The organism is Parabacteroides sp. FAFU027 (assembly GCF_022808675.1).
In the GTDB taxonomy this organism is placed as follows: domain Bacteria; phylum Bacteroidota; class Bacteroidia; order Bacteroidales; family UBA7332; genus CAXXIC01.
On sequence record NZ_JAKZKV010000010.1, the window covers coordinates 135,754 to 154,904 of the forward strand.

General features: G+C 40.8%; 20 protein-coding genes, 3 tRNA genes and 1 pseudogene. 10 read left to right on the forward strand and 14 right to left on the reverse strand.

The features are described 5' to 3' along the window. Positions 1 to 8 precede the first annotated feature (8 nt). A complete protein-coding gene (locus MLE17_RS14810; RefSeq protein ID WP_243349490.1) occupies positions 9 to 1,643 on the forward strand; it encodes a S41 family peptidase in 1,635 nt (544 codons plus the stop codon). On the opposite strand, the gene MLE17_RS14815 is transcribed toward MLE17_RS14810, so the two are convergent. From MLE17_RS14815 to recF, 4 genes are read right to left on the reverse strand one after another with little or no spacing between them, the layout of a single operon-like run. Beyond that, complete coding sequence (locus MLE17_RS14815) at positions 1,612 to 2,178, reverse strand: 5-formyltetrahydrofolate cyclo-ligase (protein ID WP_243349491.1); 567 nt, start codon at positions 2,176 to 2,178, stop codon at positions 1,612 to 1,614. The genes MLE17_RS14810 and MLE17_RS14815 overlap by 32 nt on opposite strands. Next, positions 2,156 to 2,584 carry an acyl-CoA thioesterase gene (locus MLE17_RS14820; RefSeq protein ID WP_243349492.1) on the reverse strand — a complete coding sequence of 143 codons (429 nt, stop codon included), beginning with the start codon at positions 2,582 to 2,584 and terminating at the stop codon, positions 2,156 to 2,158. Before MLE17_RS14820 ends, MLE17_RS14815 begins: the two co-directional genes overlap by 23 nt. Before the next feature lie 6 nt (positions 2,585 to 2,590). Next, positions 2,591 to 2,881: a DciA family protein gene (locus MLE17_RS14825; protein WP_243349493.1), complete on the reverse strand. Its 291-nt coding sequence runs from the start codon at positions 2,879 to 2,881 to the stop codon at positions 2,591 to 2,593. Between the two features lie 24 nt (positions 2,882 to 2,905). Next, entirely contained in the window at positions 2,906 to 4,003 is a 1,098-nt protein-coding gene (gene recF / locus MLE17_RS14830) for a DNA replication/repair protein RecF (RefSeq protein ID WP_243349509.1), read from the reverse strand. A 181-nt stretch (positions 4,004 to 4,184) separates the two neighbouring features. Here recF and MLE17_RS14835 point away from each other — a divergent pair, with 181 nt between their 5' ends. From MLE17_RS14835 to MLE17_RS14850, 4 genes are all read left to right on the forward strand, one after another. Then, positions 4,185 to 4,874: a tetratricopeptide repeat protein gene (locus tag MLE17_RS14835; RefSeq protein WP_243349494.1), complete on the forward strand. Its 690-nt coding sequence runs from the start codon at positions 4,185 to 4,187 to the stop codon at positions 4,872 to 4,874. 2 nt (positions 4,875 to 4,876) lie between these two features. Further along, positions 4,877 to 5,368 (forward strand): 6,7-dimethyl-8-ribityllumazine synthase, encoded by a 492-nt coding sequence (ribH, locus tag MLE17_RS14840; protein WP_243349495.1) that lies wholly within the window; start codon positions 4,877 to 4,879, stop codon positions 5,366 to 5,368. Positions 5,369 to 5,401: 33 nt separating this feature from the next. After that, a tRNA-Tyr gene (locus MLE17_RS14845) sits at positions 5,402 to 5,484 on the forward strand. 64 nt (positions 5,485 to 5,548) lie between these two features. Next, a tRNA-Gly gene (locus MLE17_RS14850) sits at positions 5,549 to 5,621 on the forward strand. Between the two features lie 61 nt (positions 5,622 to 5,682). Here the strand turns inward: MLE17_RS14850 and MLE17_RS14855 are convergent. After that, entirely contained in the window at positions 5,683 to 6,468 is a 786-nt protein-coding gene (locus tag MLE17_RS14855) for an RMD1 family protein (protein WP_243349496.1), read from the reverse strand. A gap of 150 nt (positions 6,469 to 6,618) precedes the next feature. Between MLE17_RS14855 and MLE17_RS14860 the strand changes: the two genes are divergently transcribed. After that, positions 6,619 to 8,295: a M23 family metallopeptidase gene (locus MLE17_RS14860; RefSeq protein ID WP_243349497.1), complete on the forward strand. Its 1,677-nt coding sequence runs from the start codon at positions 6,619 to 6,621 to the stop codon at positions 8,293 to 8,295. A 57-nt stretch (positions 8,296 to 8,352) separates the two neighbouring features. Here the strand turns inward: MLE17_RS14860 and MLE17_RS14865 are convergent, their stop codons facing one another. Both MLE17_RS14865 and MLE17_RS14870 read right to left on the reverse strand, forming a co-directional pair. After that, positions 8,353 to 10,725 carry an outer membrane beta-barrel protein gene (locus MLE17_RS14865; RefSeq protein ID WP_243349498.1) on the reverse strand — a complete coding sequence of 791 codons (2,373 nt, stop codon included), beginning with the start codon at positions 10,723 to 10,725 and terminating at the stop codon, positions 8,353 to 8,355. Between the two features lie 35 nt (positions 10,726 to 10,760). Further along, positions 10,761 to 11,672: a DUF6263 family protein gene (locus MLE17_RS14870; protein WP_243349499.1), complete on the reverse strand. Its 912-nt coding sequence runs from the start codon at positions 11,670 to 11,672 to the stop codon at positions 10,761 to 10,763. Between the two features lie 222 nt (positions 11,673 to 11,894). Here MLE17_RS14870 and MLE17_RS14875 point away from each other — a divergent pair, with 222 nt between their 5' ends. The 3 genes from MLE17_RS14875 to MLE17_RS18880 all read left to right on the forward strand — a co-directional run bounded on the left by MLE17_RS14875 (position 11,895) and on the right by MLE17_RS18880 (position 12,661). Continuing rightward, positions 11,895 to 12,203, forward strand: coding sequence for a pyridoxal-phosphate dependent enzyme (locus tag MLE17_RS14875; protein ID WP_262920332.1), 309 nt, complete (start codon positions 11,895 to 11,897; stop codon positions 12,201 to 12,203). A 193-nt stretch (positions 12,204 to 12,396) separates the two neighbouring features. Then, positions 12,397 to 12,513, forward strand: coding sequence for a DUF4372 domain-containing protein (locus MLE17_RS18875; protein ID WP_262920333.1), 117 nt, complete (start codon positions 12,397 to 12,399; stop codon positions 12,511 to 12,513). Between the two features lie 49 nt (positions 12,514 to 12,562). Then, a complete protein-coding gene (locus MLE17_RS18880) occupies positions 12,563 to 12,661 on the forward strand; it encodes a hypothetical protein (protein WP_262920338.1) in 99 nt (32 codons plus the stop codon). A gap of 102 nt (positions 12,662 to 12,763) precedes the next feature. Here the strand turns inward: MLE17_RS18880 and MLE17_RS14885 are convergent, their stop codons facing one another. The 6 genes from MLE17_RS14885 to MLE17_RS14910 form a co-directional block, all read right to left on the reverse strand. Beyond that, entirely contained in the window at positions 12,764 to 13,330 is a 567-nt protein-coding gene (locus MLE17_RS14885; protein WP_243349501.1) for a manganese efflux pump MntP family protein, read from the reverse strand. Between the two features lie 50 nt (positions 13,331 to 13,380). Continuing rightward, positions 13,381 to 14,064 carry a DUF6048 family protein gene (locus MLE17_RS14890; protein ID WP_243349502.1) on the reverse strand — a complete coding sequence of 228 codons (684 nt, stop codon included), beginning with the start codon at positions 14,062 to 14,064 and terminating at the stop codon, positions 13,381 to 13,383. Then, a complete protein-coding gene (locus tag MLE17_RS18925; protein WP_243349503.1) occupies positions 14,036 to 14,569 on the reverse strand; it encodes a DUF6452 family protein in 534 nt (177 codons plus the stop codon). Before MLE17_RS18925 ends, MLE17_RS14890 begins: the two co-directional genes overlap by 29 nt. Further along, on the reverse strand, positions 14,506 to 15,030 hold the full coding sequence (locus MLE17_RS14900) for a nitroreductase family protein (RefSeq protein ID WP_243349504.1): 525 nt from the start codon (positions 15,028 to 15,030) through the stop codon (positions 14,506 to 14,508). The genes MLE17_RS18925 and MLE17_RS14900 overlap by 64 nt, the downstream gene beginning before the upstream one ends. A 2-nt stretch (positions 15,031 to 15,032) precedes the next feature. After that, positions 15,033 to 15,986, reverse strand: coding sequence for a glycosyltransferase family 2 protein (locus tag MLE17_RS14905; RefSeq protein WP_243349505.1), 954 nt, complete (start codon positions 15,984 to 15,986; stop codon positions 15,033 to 15,035). Between the two features lie 141 nt (positions 15,987 to 16,127). Then, positions 16,128 to 16,724, reverse strand: coding sequence for a DUF4199 domain-containing protein (locus tag MLE17_RS14910; protein WP_243349506.1), 597 nt, complete (start codon positions 16,722 to 16,724; stop codon positions 16,128 to 16,130). 506 nt (positions 16,725 to 17,230) lie between these two features. Here MLE17_RS14910 and MLE17_RS14915 point away from each other — a divergent pair. After that, positions 17,231 to 17,304 (forward strand) — tRNA-Thr (locus MLE17_RS14915). 102 nt (positions 17,305 to 17,406) lie between these two features. Here MLE17_RS14915 and MLE17_RS18990 read toward each other — a convergent pair. Further along, positions 17,407 to 18,035, reverse strand: a pseudogene (locus MLE17_RS18990) (ISL3 family transposase). Between the last annotated feature and the right edge of the window lie 1,116 nt (positions 18,036 to 19,151).

Sequence of the window (19,151 nt, forward strand, 5' to 3'; positions counted from 1 at the left end):
CATAGACTATGAACAATAATAAAAAGTTTATCTTTTACCTCTCCCTGACATTAATTCTCGGAGTAATGATAGGGGCTTATTTTTCTCATATCCTACTTAAAAGACTACCTTCACTTAATGGAAATAAATTAGGTGCTATTGTTAATCTGATTTCTGAGAAGTATGTTGATTCCATTTCGGTGGATCAATTGATGGAAAAAGCGATTCCAAATATTATTAGTGGATTGGATCCTCATTCTGTTTATATTCCGGCATCTGATCTTGAGGCTGTTAATGAAGACCTCGAAGGAAGCTTCAGTGGAATTGGTATTCAATTCAGTATTATGAATGATACCGTAAGTGTGGTAAGTGTAATTACAGGAGGCCCTTCGGAAAAGGTGGGGATTATGCCAGGTGACCGTATTATTAGTATAAATGATTCTGTCTTTGTCGGGAAAAATATTACTAACGAGCGGGTGATGAAGAAACTTCGCGGTAAAGAGGGTTCTACTGTCAAGCTGGGTATTAAAAGACGTTCTTCCCATACTGTGCTGGTTTATAATATTAAGCGAGGAGAGATTCCTGTAAATAGTGTGGATGTGGCTTATCCGGTGCAGCCCTCTATTGGATATGTAAAGATCAGTAAGTTTGGAAGTAATACTTATAATGAATTTGTGGCTGCGTTAGCTAAATTACGCGCTCAGAAATGTTCGAGCTTTATTATTGACTTGCGTGGAAATCCCGGAGGGTTTCTAGATGCGTCTATCAATATGGTAAATGAGTTTCTTCCACAAGGACGTCTGATTGTTTATACGCAAGGAAAAACAATGCCTCGCTCTGATGCTGTTTCTACTGGTTCCGGTTCATTTCAGTCTAATCAGGTCGTGGTGTTACTGGATGAGTTTTCCGCTTCTTCAAGTGAAATTTTTGCCGGAGCTATTCAGGATAATGACCGCGGACTTATTATTGGCCGCCGTTCATACGGTAAAGGTTTGGTGCAGCAGCAATATCAGCTTGCTGATGGTTCGGCGCTTCGTCTTACCATTGCCCGATATTATACTCCATCCGGACGTTGCATTCAGAAAGATTATGTGATGGGTGATCAGAAAGATTATGAAGATGATATAATGAATCGCTATCTGCACGGAGAGTTCGACTCGAAAGACAGCATCAAGCTGAATAAGAAGAAAGAGTTCAAGACCCTGACCGGACGCAAAGTTTATGGTGGTGGTGGCATTATGCCGGACATCTTTGTTCCCCGTGAGTCTGATGGCGTTAATTCGTATTATAACAGCCTTGTTAATTCAAGCCTGCTCTATCAGTTTTGCTTTGAATATGCGGATAAGCATCGCCAGGCATTGAAACAATTTAAAAACTACAGGCAATTGCAGGTTTATTTAAATGGACAGGATTTGGTAGATCAGTTGGCTGATTTTGCACATGAAAGAGGGGTGAGAAGAAGACCTATTTATTTAGAAATGTCACGCGCGTTGCTGGAAGTACAAACCGAGGCATATATTGCGCGTAACATCTTGGGTGATGAGGCTTTCTATCCGATTTTTATGCAAGATGATCAAACGTTAAGTCAGGCTATCAATGCAATAAAAACCAAGCAAGCTTTGAATCTATCGCTTAAAGCACAGAACGTGCGTCGGTCAAAATAAGATCCATCGGTTGATCAAACGTATCGGCGGGAATTTGTTCGAAAAGCTGAAATTCGAAACAAATTCCCGCTTTTTTTGCTTCGATCATTGGCAATAACCTGTCATAGAAACCTTTACCGTAGCCCATTCGGTTTTTATTCAGGTCAAACGCAAGTCCAGGAACGATGACTAGGTCTATTGAATCATAATGTTCAATAAATTCCCCTATCGGTTCCATGACATTAAAAATGCCACGTGTCATTTGATTCATTCCGGTAAAGCGTTTAATTTTCAATTCTTTATGGTGTACAACCGGTAACAGAATAGTTTTATTTTCACTCCAACGTTTAATTGCGGGAATTGTATTCACTTCAAACGGTAATGCGAAATAGCATAAAATTGTTTGAGCTGTTTTAAAAACCTCAGTAGCCTCAAGGCGTGAAATTACGTTTTCGGAAAGATGTATCAGATGTTGTTCTCCTTTATTTTCCCTCACTCGAAAAATCGATTTTCGAAGTTCCTTTTTTTCTAGATCAATCAAACTTTTTTCCTTCATACTGTTCTATTGCATTTCTCCATTCCTGAGAAATTATTTTTGATGCTTTACTTTCGGGATGATAACCCACCATTACGGTGCGGCAGGAACTTTTCAGTTCTCCGGTTTCAAGATTGACCAGCTGTTGCACCATTTTCATGCTTTTATTGCCAATATCGGCTACTTGTGTCCTAACTTCAAGCTTTTCGTGCATGAAAGTAGGTGCGTGGTAATCGATATTTACGTTGGCAACTACGATATCTATTTTTGTCCAGTCTATAATGGTTGATTTAACAGCCTGAAAATAGGCTGATTTGCCCAAATCGAAATAGCTAAGGTAAATTGCATTATTTACATGCCCTAACGAGTCGATGTCGTTGAATCGAATCTGGATGGGAAGCCGGTGTTTGATATCTTCTATGATCATAGCTGTTTAACTAAAGATTATATTGTTAATGACCTGTTCGCCAATGTGTTCGTTGATTCTTTTGATTAGCATCTCACGACACATTTGTAATTCACCGCGGAGTACAGATGAGCTGATTTTGACGTATAGTATCTTGTTCTTTATGAAAATAGAGGTGGTATACTGGGCGACATTATTACCCAGCAAAACCCTCCAGCATTGGATGATTCTTCTTTCCTGAAATTTTCCGTTCCAGTTGTTTTCCTTCAGAAACTCCTGTATAACTTCACCTAATGATTGTGCGTTTTTACGTTGCATGGTTCTCTTTTTTAGACCGGTGTTTTATATCTGTTGGAATTCTCCTTGTGCAACCTGATATAAATGATAGTTGCTGTGCACTTTTGCTATGATCTCATCAAGGTATTTGCGGTTGGTATCCGTGATGAAAATTTGTCCGAATGTATCACCGGATACCAGTTTTATGATTTGCTCTACGCGGTTAGCATCGATTTTGTCAAAAACATCATCGAGCAAAAGGATAGGAGTGACCCTGCTGCTTTTTTTTAAAAACATAAATTGGGAAAGTTTCAGGGCGATAAGGTAGGTTTTGTTTTGTCCCTGCGAACCAATTCGTTTCAGTGGATGTTCTCCCAATTGCATCTCCAGATCGTCTTTGTGAATTCCACGTGAAGTATATCCTAGTATTTTATCTCTTTCCCTGCATTCGGCAAGCAGGTCTGTTAGATTCCCATTTTGCAGATGAGAGCGGTAAATTAGCTTTACATTTTCATTTCCCAGGCAGATGAAGTCGTAGTATTCCTGGAAAATCGGTGTGAACTCAGCAATAAATTCCTCCCGTTTCAGGTAAATATATGAAGCGGCCCGGCTCATTTGCTCTTCCAGTATTTCCATCAGTGAAAGATCGGTCAGAGGCGTTTCGCTTTTTAGTATTGAATTCCGCTGTGTTAACGCCTTGTTGTAACGAATCAAAGCATCGAGGTAGATTTTGTCGGATTGAGAAATAACCTGGTCTATAAATTTCCGGCGTTCCTCGCTTCCGCCCTGGATCAGTATGGCATCTTCAGGCGAAATCATCACCAACGGAATGAGCCCGATGTGGTCTGATAATCTTTCGTACTCTTTTTTATTGCGCTTAAATTGCTTCTTCTGTCGGCGTTTCATGCCGCAATAAATCTCTTCCGCACGTTCATCTTGTTTGTAGAACCCCTGCAGCATAAAGAAATCTTCTTCGTGACGGATATTTTGATTGTCGAGCGTATTGTTGAAGCTTTTGCAAAAAGAGAGATAATAAATGGCGTCCAGCAGGTTTGTTTTCCCCATGCCATTGTTTCCAAGAAAACAATTTATCTTGGCGGAGAAATCAAAATCGGCCTGAGGAATATTTTTATAGTTTACGATCGAAATATTTTTGAGAATCATCTTAAATGTCGCTCCGTTCTTGTTGGAATCATGCAAAGTTAGAAAAATTACCCGCAATCCCCGTTTTTCAACTGACATAGCCTTTCCTGGCTGGAAAAAGTTTAACGGAAATTTCGTTAGTATCAACAAAAAGGCTACTTTTGCCTTCCGAACAAAAACTCCGAATTAATTAAAAAGGAATATGTCAGAAAACACAAAGAATCAAAATCCAATTGAACTGGAAAATGTTCAGGAAGCTCTAACCAAATCAGAGCAGTTTATTGAGAAATACCAAAAGCAGATGCTTATCGGATTGGCAGTTGTGGTTGTCGCTGTTTCAGGTGTATTAGCATTTAACTATGCTTATATTAAACCTAAAGAGCGTAAAGCTGAAGCTGCTATGTACAAAGCAGAGATTGCTTTCCAACAGGATTCCTTCAAGCTGGCTTTGAACGGTAACGGAGCCGATGTAGTCGGTTTTCAGTCGATTATCGATGATTACGGTATTACCAAGTCAGCAAATGTTGCTAAATTCTATGCTGGTATTTGCAACAAAAACCTTGGAAATTACGAGCAGGCTGTGAAATATCTGAAAGATTTTGATTCAGATGATAAAATGATGGCTCCTGCAGCCTTGTCTGCTATCGGCGACTGTCAAATTGAATTGGGTAATGTAGATGATGCTGCAGATTATTTCGTTAAAGCGGCTGATAAAGCAAATAATGAACTGCTTTCTCCGATTTGTTTGAAAAAAGCAGGTCTTGCTTATGAAAACCTGAAGAAGTTTGACAAAGCTGTAGATGTATATACTACCATTAAAGAAAAATATTTCAATACACCGGAAGCTGCCGATATTGAAAAATACATTGAAAGAGCTAAACTGAATCAATAATCATGGCTACAGCATATCAAAATCTTTCTTCATATGATTCTTCTAAAGTTCCTGACGCTTCTGCATGGAAAGTTGCCATTGTTGTAGCTGAATGGAATTCGGATATTACCGAAAATTTACTTCAGGGAGCGTGTGATACTCTGGAACGCCACGGAATGAAGGCTGATAATATTTCAGTGCATCGCGTGCCGGGAACTTTTGAGTTGACTTTTGGAGCCCGCGAAGTAGCTGAGAGCCTTGAAGTGGATGCTGTAATCGTTTTAGGTTGCGTAGTTCGCGGAGATACTCCACATTTTGATTACGTTTGTCAGGGTGTAACAACAGGCGTTACAAGACTGAATCTGTTATTTGGTATTCCATTTATTTTCGGCGTGTTAACTACCGATAATATGCAGCAAGCACTCGATCGTGCGGGCGGAATCCACGGTAACAAGGGCGATGAAGCTGCAATTACTGCAATAAAAATGATAGATTTTTCTTGCAGATTAAAATAAAAGCATTACCTTTGCAACGCAATTGAGAAACGGGGGCGGTTACCAGAGTGGCCAAATGGGGCAGACTGTAAATCTGCTGGTTTTCACCTTCGGAGGTTCGAATCCTTCACCGCCCACGAAAAAGTTTACAATTGGCCTGATAAATACCTTGTAGGTTTTATTAAAGTTGTAAATCAAATTGCGGGAGTAGCTCAGTTGATAGAGCATTAGCCTTCCAAGCTGAGGGTCGCGGGTTTGAGTCCCGTCTCCCGCTCAACAAGAAAAGCACTTCGATGCCGAGGTGCTTTTTTCTTTTCTATCCGTTTTCCGTTCCTTCAGAAAATCTTCTCCAGAAACATGTTTACAATTTCCACCGCTATCAGGATAATGATGATCCACTCAAGCGCTGAGCTGTGGGAGTGTTGAGTTATTTCTTTGAAGATATCCAGATTTTCCTTGACAATGCGCAGATTTTCCTGGAGGCTTTTATGTCTGATGCGCAAATCGAGTTCAAGGCTTAGGTCATCGTTGAGTTTATTGAGAAATTCATCGTTCCATGAGAGTCGGGGTGAATCAAAGATGTAAAGGTTTTCTGCTATTCTGATTTTCAGGTTGAGCGTTTTTCCGATCGATTGAAGCAGCTTCTTACCTTTTAGAGAAAATCGGCCGCGCTCTTCCAGTTCGCTGCTGAACTGCCGTGTTGTAGCCAGTAGTAGGTTCGATTGTTCCGTGAAGTAATCCAGTGCGATTGATTGCGCGATATTGAGCATGATGATCTTTGCTATATCGGTGTTGATCTCGTTCAATACAACGCGGTCAAAGAAGATATGATAGTCGGCGTCCGGATTTATTTCGATGTCGAAATTTTCGCTCATCAGCTCTTTGGAGTCAATCTTCAGGATTTGGCGGATTGCATTGATGATCTGCGTCTGTTCTGCCTTTTCCACACCTAAAAATACGATGCTTCCATAATCAAATATATAGAAGTAGCAGAATTCGTCTGTCTGATAGATCAATTCGGTCGGATCGGTATAGATACAGTCAAAGGTCAACCCGTTTTTTATTAGCTTCAGGTCAAGTCTGTCTCCCAGGTGGTAGCCTATTGTTGATATTCTTCTCATAATTCTTCTGGTTGTATTTATTAACAAGCAAGTCGCTTTATCGGTTCGTTGACGCCGGGGAAAACAATTTCCACCTTTATTTCTTCTTTATTTCCTTGTGATAAAAATCAGAAGGGGCTACCTTTGCAGGACTACATCAATAGGTATCTTATGAGAAAATATATAGCAGCAACCGCGCTTTCTGTGCTTTGCGGTTTGCATTCCTTTGCTCAGGAGCCATCCAGCTATGCTCCGGCTTCTCCCTTGCGTATTCCTCTTTTTCTGGCCGGTAACTTCGGGGAGCTTCGAAACAACCATTTCCATTCCGGTATTGACTTTAAGACCCAGGGAAAGATCGGCATTCCTGTTTATTCTTTCGATGAAGGCTATGTATCTCGGATTATGGTTGCGCCTACAGGAAACGGCAAAGCCCTTTACATTAATCATCCCAATGGGTTGACTTCTGTTTATCTTCACCTTGACCATTTTTCGCCTGAGCTTGACGTTTTGTTTGAAGATTTGCAATATAAAGCGGAATCATACACGATTGATCATAAGTTTAAGGAGAATGAGATTCCGGTAAAGAAAGGCCAGTTGATTGCTTACAGTGGTAATAGCGGTAGCTCTGCCGGTCCGCATTTGCACTTTGAGGTGCGGGATACGAAGACAGAAGAAACTTTTGATCCCTTATTCTATTTCCGCTACCTCATTAAGGATCATATCGCACCACAGGCTGAGGCCGTGATGATTTACCCGATGCTTTATGATGGGGTGATCAATGGCTTAATGCAGAAGAAACAATATTCCGTCGTTAATAAGAGTTTGCAACAGGTTCCTCTGGTTTGGGGAAAGATTGCTTTGGGGATTAAGGCGTTTGATCATAAAGACCAGCTTTCGAATATCTATGGGGTGAAGAAGATTCAACTGTTAGTTGATGGAAAATTAATCTATACCAGCCGTATCAATCGTTTTCCTTTTCACGATACCCGTTATGTCAACAGTTTTATTGATTATAATGAGTGGCGCCTTCATCGTTCTTTGTTTATGAAGTCCTATGTAGAGCCCGGCAATAAAATGGATATTTACGAGAATGTGCAGAATGCGGGCATTATCGATATTGATCAGGAACGCGACTATAAGGTCAAGTACATTCTCATAGATGAATATCAAAATACCTCTGAGGTGAATTTCACGTTACGGGGAAAGAAGCAGGAGATTCCTTTGGTCAAGATTGATTGCCATGACAAGATATTCTGGAATAAAAACGAGAAATTCAAGGAGAAGAATGTCAAACTTGAGATACCTGCTGGAACTTTCTACGATGATTTTTGCTTTAAGTATGACGTGAAAAAGTCTCCACGTTTTTATGCCGATATCCATTCATTGCATACGCCGGATGTTCCTTTCCATAGTTATGCCGAACTTAGCATTAAGGTGGAGCAAGATACGCTTCAGGATAAATCGAAATATTACCTGGCAAAAGTTACCGGTGGTCGTCCCTCGTACGTTGGGGGAACTTATAAAAAAGGCTGGGTGACGGGCAGTATTCGTGAGTTTGGTGAATATTCTGTTGCGGCTGATTTTCATCCTCCGGTGATTCTTCCTCTTAAAAGCGGTCTTCACAACCAGATTCACATCCGTATTTCCGATTACGAATCCGGGATTGCTTATTACAAAGGAACGATTGATGGGAAATTTGCCCTTTTTGAATATGATCCCCGTAAAGCATTGCTGGTCTGTAAGCTTTCTGCTAAGCATGTGGCGGAGAAGCAACAGCATCTTCTGAAGTTGGTGGTACGGGATGGCTGTGGAAATGAGTCCACTTATGATAATAGCTTCTTTTGGTAATAATATACAACGAAAAAGCGGGTTTTGCCCGCTTTTTTCATTTGAGTAAACAGTCTCTTAGAACGGAAGCTTAATATTGTTTTCTTCGATATTCTGCTCTGTTTCCTGTTTCTGTGCTTTCACATCTTTGCCTAATTTGAAGTTGTAGCTGTAATTAATCAGGAAGGCATTTTTCATATTCATAAATGTTTGGCTTCTTTGGTAGAATGACGAGTTATTAAGTGTAGTCGTACTCTTAAAGAAGTTCTCAGCAAAGGGATTGAAGGCCAATATTGTGAGACTGCTGTTGTTTTTGAACTGCTTGACGATACCAGCCAGATAAAACGGAGATGATTTGCTGGTTTCCTGTCCGTTTACAGTCGGTCCGGTCAGATTCAACATGGAAAAGAATCTCAGATTTAGCGGTAAAGGACACATGATTTGCGAGTTCCAGTTCCAGCTGTTTCTATCCTGAGCAGCAATCTGCTGCATACCCTTTTCATCTATATAATTGTCAATATGGCTACGGAAATACCTGAAGTTGGAATTGAATATAATTGTCACTATTTGTGCATTGACGGATAATCCCAAGCCACCCTCGTAACCGTTGGAGATATTCATCGGTATCTTTTCGAATCTGCCTGTATTCTGGATCTCCTGCGTGATAGTTTGAATTAATCTTGTCCTGTATTCGAAGAAGAGTTGTGGTGATAAATTGCCGCTGAATTTACTCTTACCATACTTCACGTTGTACGTGAGTTGGAAATTATCACGATAGGCTGGTACAAGATTAATATTACCTTGACTGATGGTAAGACTGTCCACATAGCTGACAAAGGGGTTCAACTGATTTCTTGATGGTCGGATGACACGACGTGAATAGTTTAGTTTGATGCTGTTCCGGTCATTGATTTTATATTGACCGTTTGCATAGGGGAGGAGTGAGAAGAATTTGTTTGTGTTCGTCGTATTTATCGTAACGTAGGAGAATTCTCCTCTTGTTCCAACCTTCAGGTTTCCTTTTTTGAAGTTTCTGGACAATTCGGCAAACATGGAGCCCCGGGTATTATTGTATTCCAGATCGGGAGCCTGAGTCAGAGAACGGATGTTATTTATATAGTTGTGATTATAGTTCGCATTTATTCCGGTGCCGAAAGTATAAACACTGTCAAATGGCAGGAAGTAGCCAAAACGACCGTTTAGCGTGCTGATGCGGGAATTGTTTTGTTCTGTTTTGTCTAAAGTGGTGTAATATTTGCTTTTGTAATTAGTCGTATTTGTGTTTATAAGGCTGCTATAGAGACTTGTCTCTATTTCATAGAAATGACTCTTTTTCTTGTCATAGCTATGTTTGTAGAATAATGAAGCATTGAGCCCACCATTCTTGTTTTTTGATTCGCTGGTTGTTCCGGTTATACTTTTCGGATTTGTATTTTCCCAACTATTATTTGTTTGATCGTTGTTGGTTTTCGAATTATTTCCATTGTACGAAATATTCAGACTCAGGTTGTTTTTCTCATTTGGATCATAGATAAATCCGGCATTGATATTGCCATTGGCAAAGAAAGAATTCATATTTCCATTTTGATGCAAAGTGTCAGGACCAGCATATCTATCCATCGTATTGATGAAGTCAAATTTCCCCAGTCCGCCATTGGCAGATACATAGTATGAAATGGTTTTAAGGCCATAATCGAGGCTTCCCATTCCGCGCATCATATAGCGATCGGTACTGTTGGGTAGGAGCTGAGTATTTACCGTACCTTTCAAACCATAACGCATCTCTTTGATGGTAATAATATTAATCACGGCATCCACATCCGCATCGTATTTCCCGGTTGGGCTGGTGATCACTTCGAGCTTGTCTATTTGTGTCGGATGAAGTTTTTTGATGAAGTCTTTATCGCGGGTCACACCGTCCACTTCTATTTTGATATTCGTTTTCCCATCCACCTTAATCTCTTCGTTGAAATAGTCAATCTGTACAGACGGTACTTTACGGAGTACATCGAGCCCATCTGTCGATATCTTCTTCAGGTCAGTCGGGATGCCATAAACCGTTCGGTCGGGCAGTTCGGTTACCTTTATTTTCGAACCGTTTACCACGATTTCTTTTAAATTGATTGAAGAGGGATCTAATGCGATCTGACCGATATTGATGATTCTGTTTGTCGATTTTGCAACGGAAACTTTACGGATCTTGAAGTTTAACTGTCTCACCCGTAGGCAATATCTTTTAGCCGTATCGGCTTTCATCAGGGTAAAAGCACCTTCGCTGTTGGTATATACGACTTCGACCGAACTACTGTCAGAAACTTGAAGTAATTCTACAGTGGCTGCTTCGATTGGTTTATTTGACTCTTTTTCCACGACTGACCCGGTAATGATTTGCCGGGCATGGGCATTTACCGCAAATAGGCAGAGTAATGCCATTATAAATATATTCTTCACCTGGATTGAGTTTTTTAAGTGGGTAGGTTTAATTTCTATCGTATCTTATTAATCTCTGACTCGGAGTCAATAACCATCGGCATGAGCATTTCATTGCCCTGGTTTTTTACTTTCATGTTTCCTTCCGAATGTGTAGTTGCTGAACTATTCAGTATTGCACCCGTCATTAAGTCAATCACGAGTTTTGAGGTGGACTTTCCTTTTATATCCATTGACATGGCCGGGTTTGGTTCATTGGAGGGAATAGACTCTGTTTCTGTAATCTGAGAGAGAACGACAGTTCCATTTTCCAGTTTATCGAATGCAAATGTATTAAACAACATAAGAGAAATTCCACCGGAAGATTGTTTGATGGTTGTATCCCATTTGTCGCCCGGGTTTACTGGTTTTTCGGGCAGATAGGCAAATAAGGGTTCAATCATGGATTGAATAGCCGACTCTTTCAGCATCACATCGGATTGTTTACGGATCTGTTCTTTTTTACTGTCCGGCACAGAATCCAGCAATTGCAGGATATTATCCCGGAATGGTTTGTAGTTTACAAAACCGATAAACTTGCCTGAAGTGGAGATTTTAGCGATGACCTTGTTTGCGCTGAAGCGGTTCAGCATACGTTCCAGATACTCTTTGCTTTTTGCAGGAATGGCCGAATTGGTTTCTTTGGTCATCATAGGGGCCACCGTTTTGGATTGAATGGTATCGAACTTGAATTCAATGCTCATGATATCTTTATCCTGAGAGAGCAAGGTGTAGCTGATAAATATATTAGTGGTTGCCTTAGTAGTAAATGGCGTTCCGTTGTAGGTGGTTTGTACGTTTTGTTTGCTGGTTATTTTTAGCTGGTTCATTACGCCTGTTTTTATTTTAAATTTCAGATTGACAGGCGCCTGGGCTGATGCTGATAAACAGATGAGCAGGATAATGGCTGATGCAATTGTTTTTTTCATAGTTGCCGGATATTAGACGGGTTAATGTTTTTATGGGAAAGTAATCTCAAACTATCAGGTCTGCTTGTTCCTGAAAATCAGTGTTTTTTATTTAATGAGACACCTTATTCGAACGTTGTTATACCATCTACGGTTCAATTGTTTTTTATAAGTTAAGTTTGAGTCGTAAATTATTTCCTTGGGACAGCGGAAATAAATGACAACAGGATATCCCCATGTACTATGCCTCCCCAGAAGATAAGACAGGTTCAGATGTTTGGAAATGGATTTGTTGAAATTATTTGGGTTGGTGTTTCCTATGATGAAGCATTTCATGCGGCAATCTGTAATTGCAGACTTGATAATATGCTTTTTATATATCCATTTGATGACCTGAAAATGATGGAAGGACTAGGAACGATCGGATTGGATATTTTTGAAGAAATGCAAGTGTTGATTGATTTCATATTTGTTCCGACGGGAGGTGGTTTCAACGTTCTATTTTTTTTAGCCTCTTTCGGGTATGTTTTTCACTTTTCCCCCTTGATTTAGCCCGCTAAATCTGCGGGATAAAAGCAAAAAATCTACCTCAAAATAGCCATAAAAAAGTCGAGCAATAAAATTTAAACAGGCTCTTAAGTTTTTAAATTGTTCTTTGAAGTATTTGTAAATTGATTAGAGTTGATTTTGAGCGTAACGATTTGAATTGACTTTTCGTTTTTAGCTTTGCCCAAAAGTCAAAAACATGAATCAAGGAAAATATAGCTTTGTTCAATTTCCAGATTTTTTACCCCGCAGAGCATTTGGCAGAATTGTCGATAAGTATGATGGTAACAAGAAAACCAAAAGCTTAACCTTATGAGAATCAAATGCTATGTATGATTATTGGTCAGCTGACTGCACGAAACACTATGAGAGACCTCGTGTTAAGTCTCGAAGCACATCTCCCCGGATACTACCATCTGGGGGTGGAAATGACAGTTACACGAACTTTCTCTTTCGTTTATTAACTCCGTTGATCTTCGATTAGTAGCTTAATATCTGCATGGGCCTTGACGATATAAAGAGTAATACCCATACAAGCCCTTGTATAGGTATTCTCTCTCTCTTTACTAGGCCAGGAAGAGATGCTCGATCAATATTTTGATCCCGATTCCGATAAGGATAATACCTCCGATTATTTCCATCTTCAGATTTACTCTGTGACCGAATTTAGAGCTGAAGGCCGCACCGATGAAGCTGAGCAGGAATGTAGTGAAGCCGATGATGATGACCGGTTCGATGACCTCTATCTTAAGCAAGGCAAAGGAAAGGCCGACAGCCAATGCGTCAATGCTGGTTGCAATGGCGAGTCCCAGTAATGTAACGGCCTTGGTCGGGTCTATGCTCTTAGCATCCTCGTCTTTAGAACAGATACCTTCGTAAAGCATCTTTCCTCCAAGGTAGGTGAGTAGTCCAAAAGCAATCCAATGATCAAAACTTTCAATATACTTCTGGAAACTGATCCCCGCCATGTAGCCGATCAGAGGCATTATACCCTGAAAGAGTCCCATGAAGAGGGAGATCCGGAGGATATGTTTGATTTGGAATCGTTTAAGGATCATGCCGCAGGTGATGGATACGGCAAGACTATCCATGGAAAGCCCGAGGGCAATGAGAATAATTTCGGGTAGTGACATTGTGAAGAGTTGAATGTCAAAACCTGACAGGAATCTAAAACCTGTCAGGTTTAGAATTTGTAATAGATGGAAAACTGAATTCCGTAGGTCTTGCTTTTGTTAGAGCCGTATCCGGGGATGTAAGCGGGTGAACCGTATAACGTCTGCTTTACGTGATTTATGAACTTCGCCCTGACGTTCCATCCCATAAGTATATGGTTAGTAATACTAACCCGTAATCCCCCGATAAATTCAGTCCAGATCGCATTTGATTTCTCTCTGTTCAGGCTGGTGGTCAGGCTCTCTTTCCAGTAATTACTGGTGATGGTCATATTGGATACATCGTAACTAAAGTTGCTGAAACCAACCCGGGTGCCGATGTAGGCAAAGCTTTTAGCGGATTGTGAAAATGCATAATTTATCCCGACACGGCCATAAGGGGCAAGCGGGCTGTGGTAGACGGGGCCGAAGTCACTGGTATTGTCTGATTTGCTCATACCTACCTCTGCTATCGGGAAGTATTTGCGCTTCAGCCCATACTCGACGCTGACTTCGTAAGAAGAATAATCTTTGCCCATTGCACCGGCTATCGGATTGAGCAGGTCCGTACCGACTACCAGTCCGTTGTACCATGACGAGGTGTCGGCAGAGGTCGGCACTGGCGTATTTTCATTTGGGGTTTGTGCGTTGAGGTTTATTGCCGAAATAACCATCAACAGCAGTATGCTAAAACAATATCTGCAAATGCTCTTCATTCTGATTGGTAATTTCGGGTTGTTTGATCTTCACCGTGTCGATGCGGTGACGGGTGTAAGCTACAGAGTCTATGTGGTAAAATACCGAACATCCGCAATCCGGCGACAGGTATTGCGGCCGCACCTGGTGGAAGAAGCGGACGGTATCTGTCTTGTCCAGTGTGGCAGAGTTGCTCCGGTAAAAGCGGATTTCAAAAGCTGTCGTGTCAGACTTTATCCTTAGCGGCAGCGAAAGGCTTTTCACCTTCTTGCTTTTGTTTAAAAGCATGGAGTCAGAGATTTGTCCGATTCCTTTGACGGAAATGGAATCAAATGCCAGAGCCGCATGGGGTGATTTGGTGTAAAATAGAGCCGATGCATCCGCTACCGTTGATTCCGTGCAACTGCTTTCACTGCATGAGCTGAATAAAAGAACGGCAACAAGAATTCCGCCCGTGATGTTTAGAATTTTTCCCATCGAATAATCTCCTGTAGAGGTTTCCTGACTTTGGCTGTTTCCTGACACAATGATTCGGGATTGGGGTGACCGACCGGCAATATGGCAATCGGCTCGATATGTGCCGGAATGGCTAAAGCCGCACTTAATATTTGTTCATCGAAGTTGCAGACCCAGCAAGTACCCAGTTTGCGCTCAGTCGCAGCCAGGCAAATGTGTTCCACGGCAATGGCAATGTCAATATCACAATGATCTTTTCCATCAGACTTGCGTTTCCATGCCTGTTCATGGTCGCCGCAAATAACGATGTATAAAGGGGCTGACTTAAACCATTCGCGGTTGTAGCTCTTCTGTATTTTCAGGCGGTTGGCCTCTTCGCGAACAACGATGAAGATCCACGGCTGGAAATTAACAGCCGAAGGTGCCAGTCTGGCTGCCTCAAGCAGATAATCCAGGTCTTCGGCTGAAACAGATTGATTGGTATAGCTACGCACGGAGCAGCGTTGCTTGCAAATTTCGAGAAAGTTCATGATTAAATCTCCTCTGCTATTTTATAGATGTTTCTTTCGGATGAATTGCGGGTAATCAGTTCGCCCAGGAATCCGGCAAGGAATAGCTGTGTACCCAGGATCATCGTTGTCAATGCAATGTAGAAATAGGGTGATTCGGTAATCAGGTGGTGCGATATACCGTTTGCCAGTGCATACAGCTTCATCCCGCCGATAATCATTACCGAGATTAATCCCAGAAAGAACATCAGTGAGCCGGCCAATCCGAAGAAGTGCATGGGTTTTTTTCCAAATTTTGAGAAAAACCAAAGTGTAATCAGGTCAAGATAACCGTTAATAAAGCGGTCAAGGCCAAATTTGGTCGTGCCGTATTTACGGGCCTGGTGTTGTACTACTTTCTCTCCGATCTTTTTGAATCCGGCATTTTTAGCCAGGTAAGGCATGTAGCGGTGCATATCGCCATATACCTCGATGTTTTTTACCACTTCCTGACGGTATGCCTTCAACCCGCAGTTGAAGTCGTGCAGCGTAATGCCTGACACTTTGCGTGCGGTAGCGTTGAATAGTTTGGTTGGGAGGGTTTTGGAAAGCGGATCATAGCGTTTCTTCTTCCATCCCGATACGACATCGTAACCCTCTTCGGTAATCATGCGGTAAAGACCCGGGATTTCATCAGGACTGTCCTGCAGATCGGCATCCATGGTAATGACCACTTTGCCTTCCACGCGGTCAAATCCGCTGTGCAGGGCTGGCGATTTACCGTAGTTGCGACGGAATTTTATCCCTTTCACCTTGTCGGGGAATTGGTTTTTCAGCTCACAAATCACATCCCAGGAACGGTCAGTGCTACCGTCATTGACAAAAATCACTTCAAAGGAAAAGTTATTCTCCTGCATTACTCTGTTGATCCAGTCAAACAGTTCGGGTAAAGATTCGTCCTCGTTATAGAGGGGCACAACTACTGAAATGTCTTTCATATGTCTTAATTATCTTTGTTTTGGTTCCAGATGGACCGATAGCTATCGGTATCGCATATTAATGTTATGTCCTATGAAGAACATTGATCATGCTTGTTTCAATATCATTTTATTCAATCATTTGCTTGATTTGCAATGATTTTACTCTTTGATATTGTTTTGGGTAGGGAGGGCTTCCGCTTTTTTGCGGGAAAGAATTATACCGAAAATCAGGGACGTCACAATACCGATTGAAACAGATTGCTGCATAGAGTCAAAAGCCCATTGTATAGGGGTTAGGGCTGGCATTTCAATCATTTTTTTAGCGAGGTCTTTGAAGTTATTTGCTAACTCCGGGTTTTGTCCAAGTTTGGCGTATTCTTCAAACCTCAATAACAATGTGCTTAATTTGGGATTGATGGTCTGTAAAAACATTTTATCGAAATAGGTCAGGTAGGATAATTCAATAATACCGGAAATCAGCGAAGCAAAGAAATAAAGCAGGACGCTCACATTCCAGCCTTCAAACAAAGAGAGCTTTCCACTCATGTGTTTGTGTTTGAATTGTCGGGCAAACTGATAGGTACCTATATGATAGGCTATTTTAGGAACAATCATGATCAGGGAAATAAGAGGGAGGGAGAGTTGCGGTGTGCTAACCGCAAAATAATCTATCAGAAAAATTACGAATCCGATAGGGCCCAGATAGAGCCCAGTTTGCATGGCAAAATTGACAGGAGTGGTTTTCTGTTCGGTCATCAGTTTATTATTTGTTTGCAAAAATAGCCCTTTTCAATGAATTCCGCTCCGATTTGCAGAGCAAAATTCCCGTGTGGACAAAGTGTGGCTGGCATTGGCTCAAAATAGGGCTCTTTGATATAGGTAAAATGGCGAATTCCTCCGATACAGCTCCGACGCTCGTCCGATATTGCAGGAGTTCTCCGGCCAAAATGAAGGTGATGTGAAATAGAAAATAGAGGTGAGATTCATTTTTTGAGTTGTCCCGGGAGAAAAAGTGACCAAATCTGTAATTTTTTTTTCAGGCTCATAACTGGTTCAGTTTGAAAAGGTTTAATACTTCAAAGCCGCTCTGGTAGGGCGTTTGGTGTGAAAAATATTTGTGACAGGTATTGCAGGTTAATGAAATATATCTACCTTTGCAGCCGGGTAAGTCCTACACGGCATGCTCCCTTCTAATCCCCCAGGGCTTGATCGCAGCAAGGGTCGAAGGTTGTAGCGGCGCGATGTAGATCGCTTACCCACCTGCCTTCATAGCTCAGTTGGCCAGAGCACGTGATTTGTAATCTCGGGGTCGTGGGTTCGAATCCCTCTGAAGGCTCAAAAGAAAAGACCGTAAGTAATTTTGCCTGCGGTCTTTTTTAGTTCTGTAATGTTTAGGGTGAAAATAGGATCAAATGAAAAAACTGTGGGATGGATATTCTCAAGCATAAATATTTGAAACTCTGAATAAGAAAAACATAATACCTCTTACACCTCTTTGAGTAGCCCTGAAGGCTTTAAGTTTAAGCATTGAAAGATTGAGCAGAAGCATTTGTGCTTCTGTTTTCAAAGAAGTTGAGAATGTTCTGATAGTGAGAATAGATAGTTGCAGCAATGGTATTGAAGGATTTAAACTCCGAATCAGAAACGTAGTCATACCATCTTGCTACTTTTGTGTGCTACAGATTTGTGATAGTTTTTAGAGAAAATCATTCGCAGAGAATGTGTTAACGAATAACCCGTTTGAACATCGGCGTAAAGCAGAAATAGAACAGCTACCCTTTTTTCTTAGATTCAATCCATTTTTCGGTGATTTAAAGAGCAGATAACGACTTCTGGTCAGAAATTGTAAGGATATTGTCCCTTAATCATTACCACAAAGGCTCCTTTGCGACCTTTAGCAGCTTTGTTGGTTAGGATAGTGTAAAGCTCTCCATTGAAAAGAGACGTTTCATCAATACTCATGAATTCGCCAGAGTTTTCCGAGGATTCGGCGTGCTCCTTTGGCTCCCACTGGCCAAAACCGCTCAAATGCTCTTTATATTGTTGCCCCAGCTGATCTCCGACTATGTAATAACCTTCTCGCGGCTATTCTGCTTTGGGGTAAGTATCCAGGTAATCCTTTTAAGAAAAGTCACGAAATCCTTTGTATAATACGTTCCTTTAGCGACTTCCAGTCGTGACTTACTACCTTCTACCATAGACCTTAGCTTAGTATCCTTATTGTTTGATTGCTATTATTGCATATAAATTGCAATTTGACCGTCCAATCTACGAATTGAAAATCGACCAAGTCAAATCTTACAGATTCTGAGCATTTCCCTACTGGATAAAACATTTGTAAATGAAATACTTAAGAAAATCGATAGCCAAAATGACAAAGAGCTAATTTCTATGCAATTGAAAATTAGCTGGGACTGAGAGTCCGGCAATGACCTGTCATATCAATCGCATTTAGAATGAATATGTAGTTATAAGTCGCGTAATTTGTTATCTAAGCCGTGTGACAGATATGTAGCAAATGTGACATAAATAATAAGCGATGTCTATGATAGCCAGATATTTAATAATAAAAAACCGCTGTAAACAAAGTGTTTACAGCGGTTTGTCTTTGGTTGCTTATGCTTGTTTATGACTTTTATTTAACCTCTTCAAAGGTAAATGTGTTTGATATACAGTGTGTTATATTTGTATGTAGCAAATATGATGCAGTTGGTTTAGGTGTGAAGTCTGAATATTGTAATTTCAATTGTTTGTTTCTAAACAATAGTCCGTTAGATAAAATCTCAACATTATATGGTGATAGAGCCGTGATAAAGTAGTTCATTGATGTATTGGTGATTTTTGATAGAGTTCGTTTTAATGCCGAGCAGCTCAATAAATAGGTTTAGCATAAATGCATTGAAAAAATCACTTCTCCATTTATTGAGCTGAGTCCATTTGTTTAAAGCGCTTGATATTATTAAAAGATATTGCTTATGAACCTAAAAATCACGACTTTGAGTATTGGCATATTCTTTAGGTTGCTGATAGTTGAGGGTTACTAATTTAAAATGAGGCATTGCTGTCCCATTAAAATCTAAAAAAGGTCTTTGATATATTTGAAATTTAGTCAGTTATAGTCGTTTTTGAATTAAACGGATTTCAATTTGCACTTTTGCACTTCATAATACGATTTGCAAATGC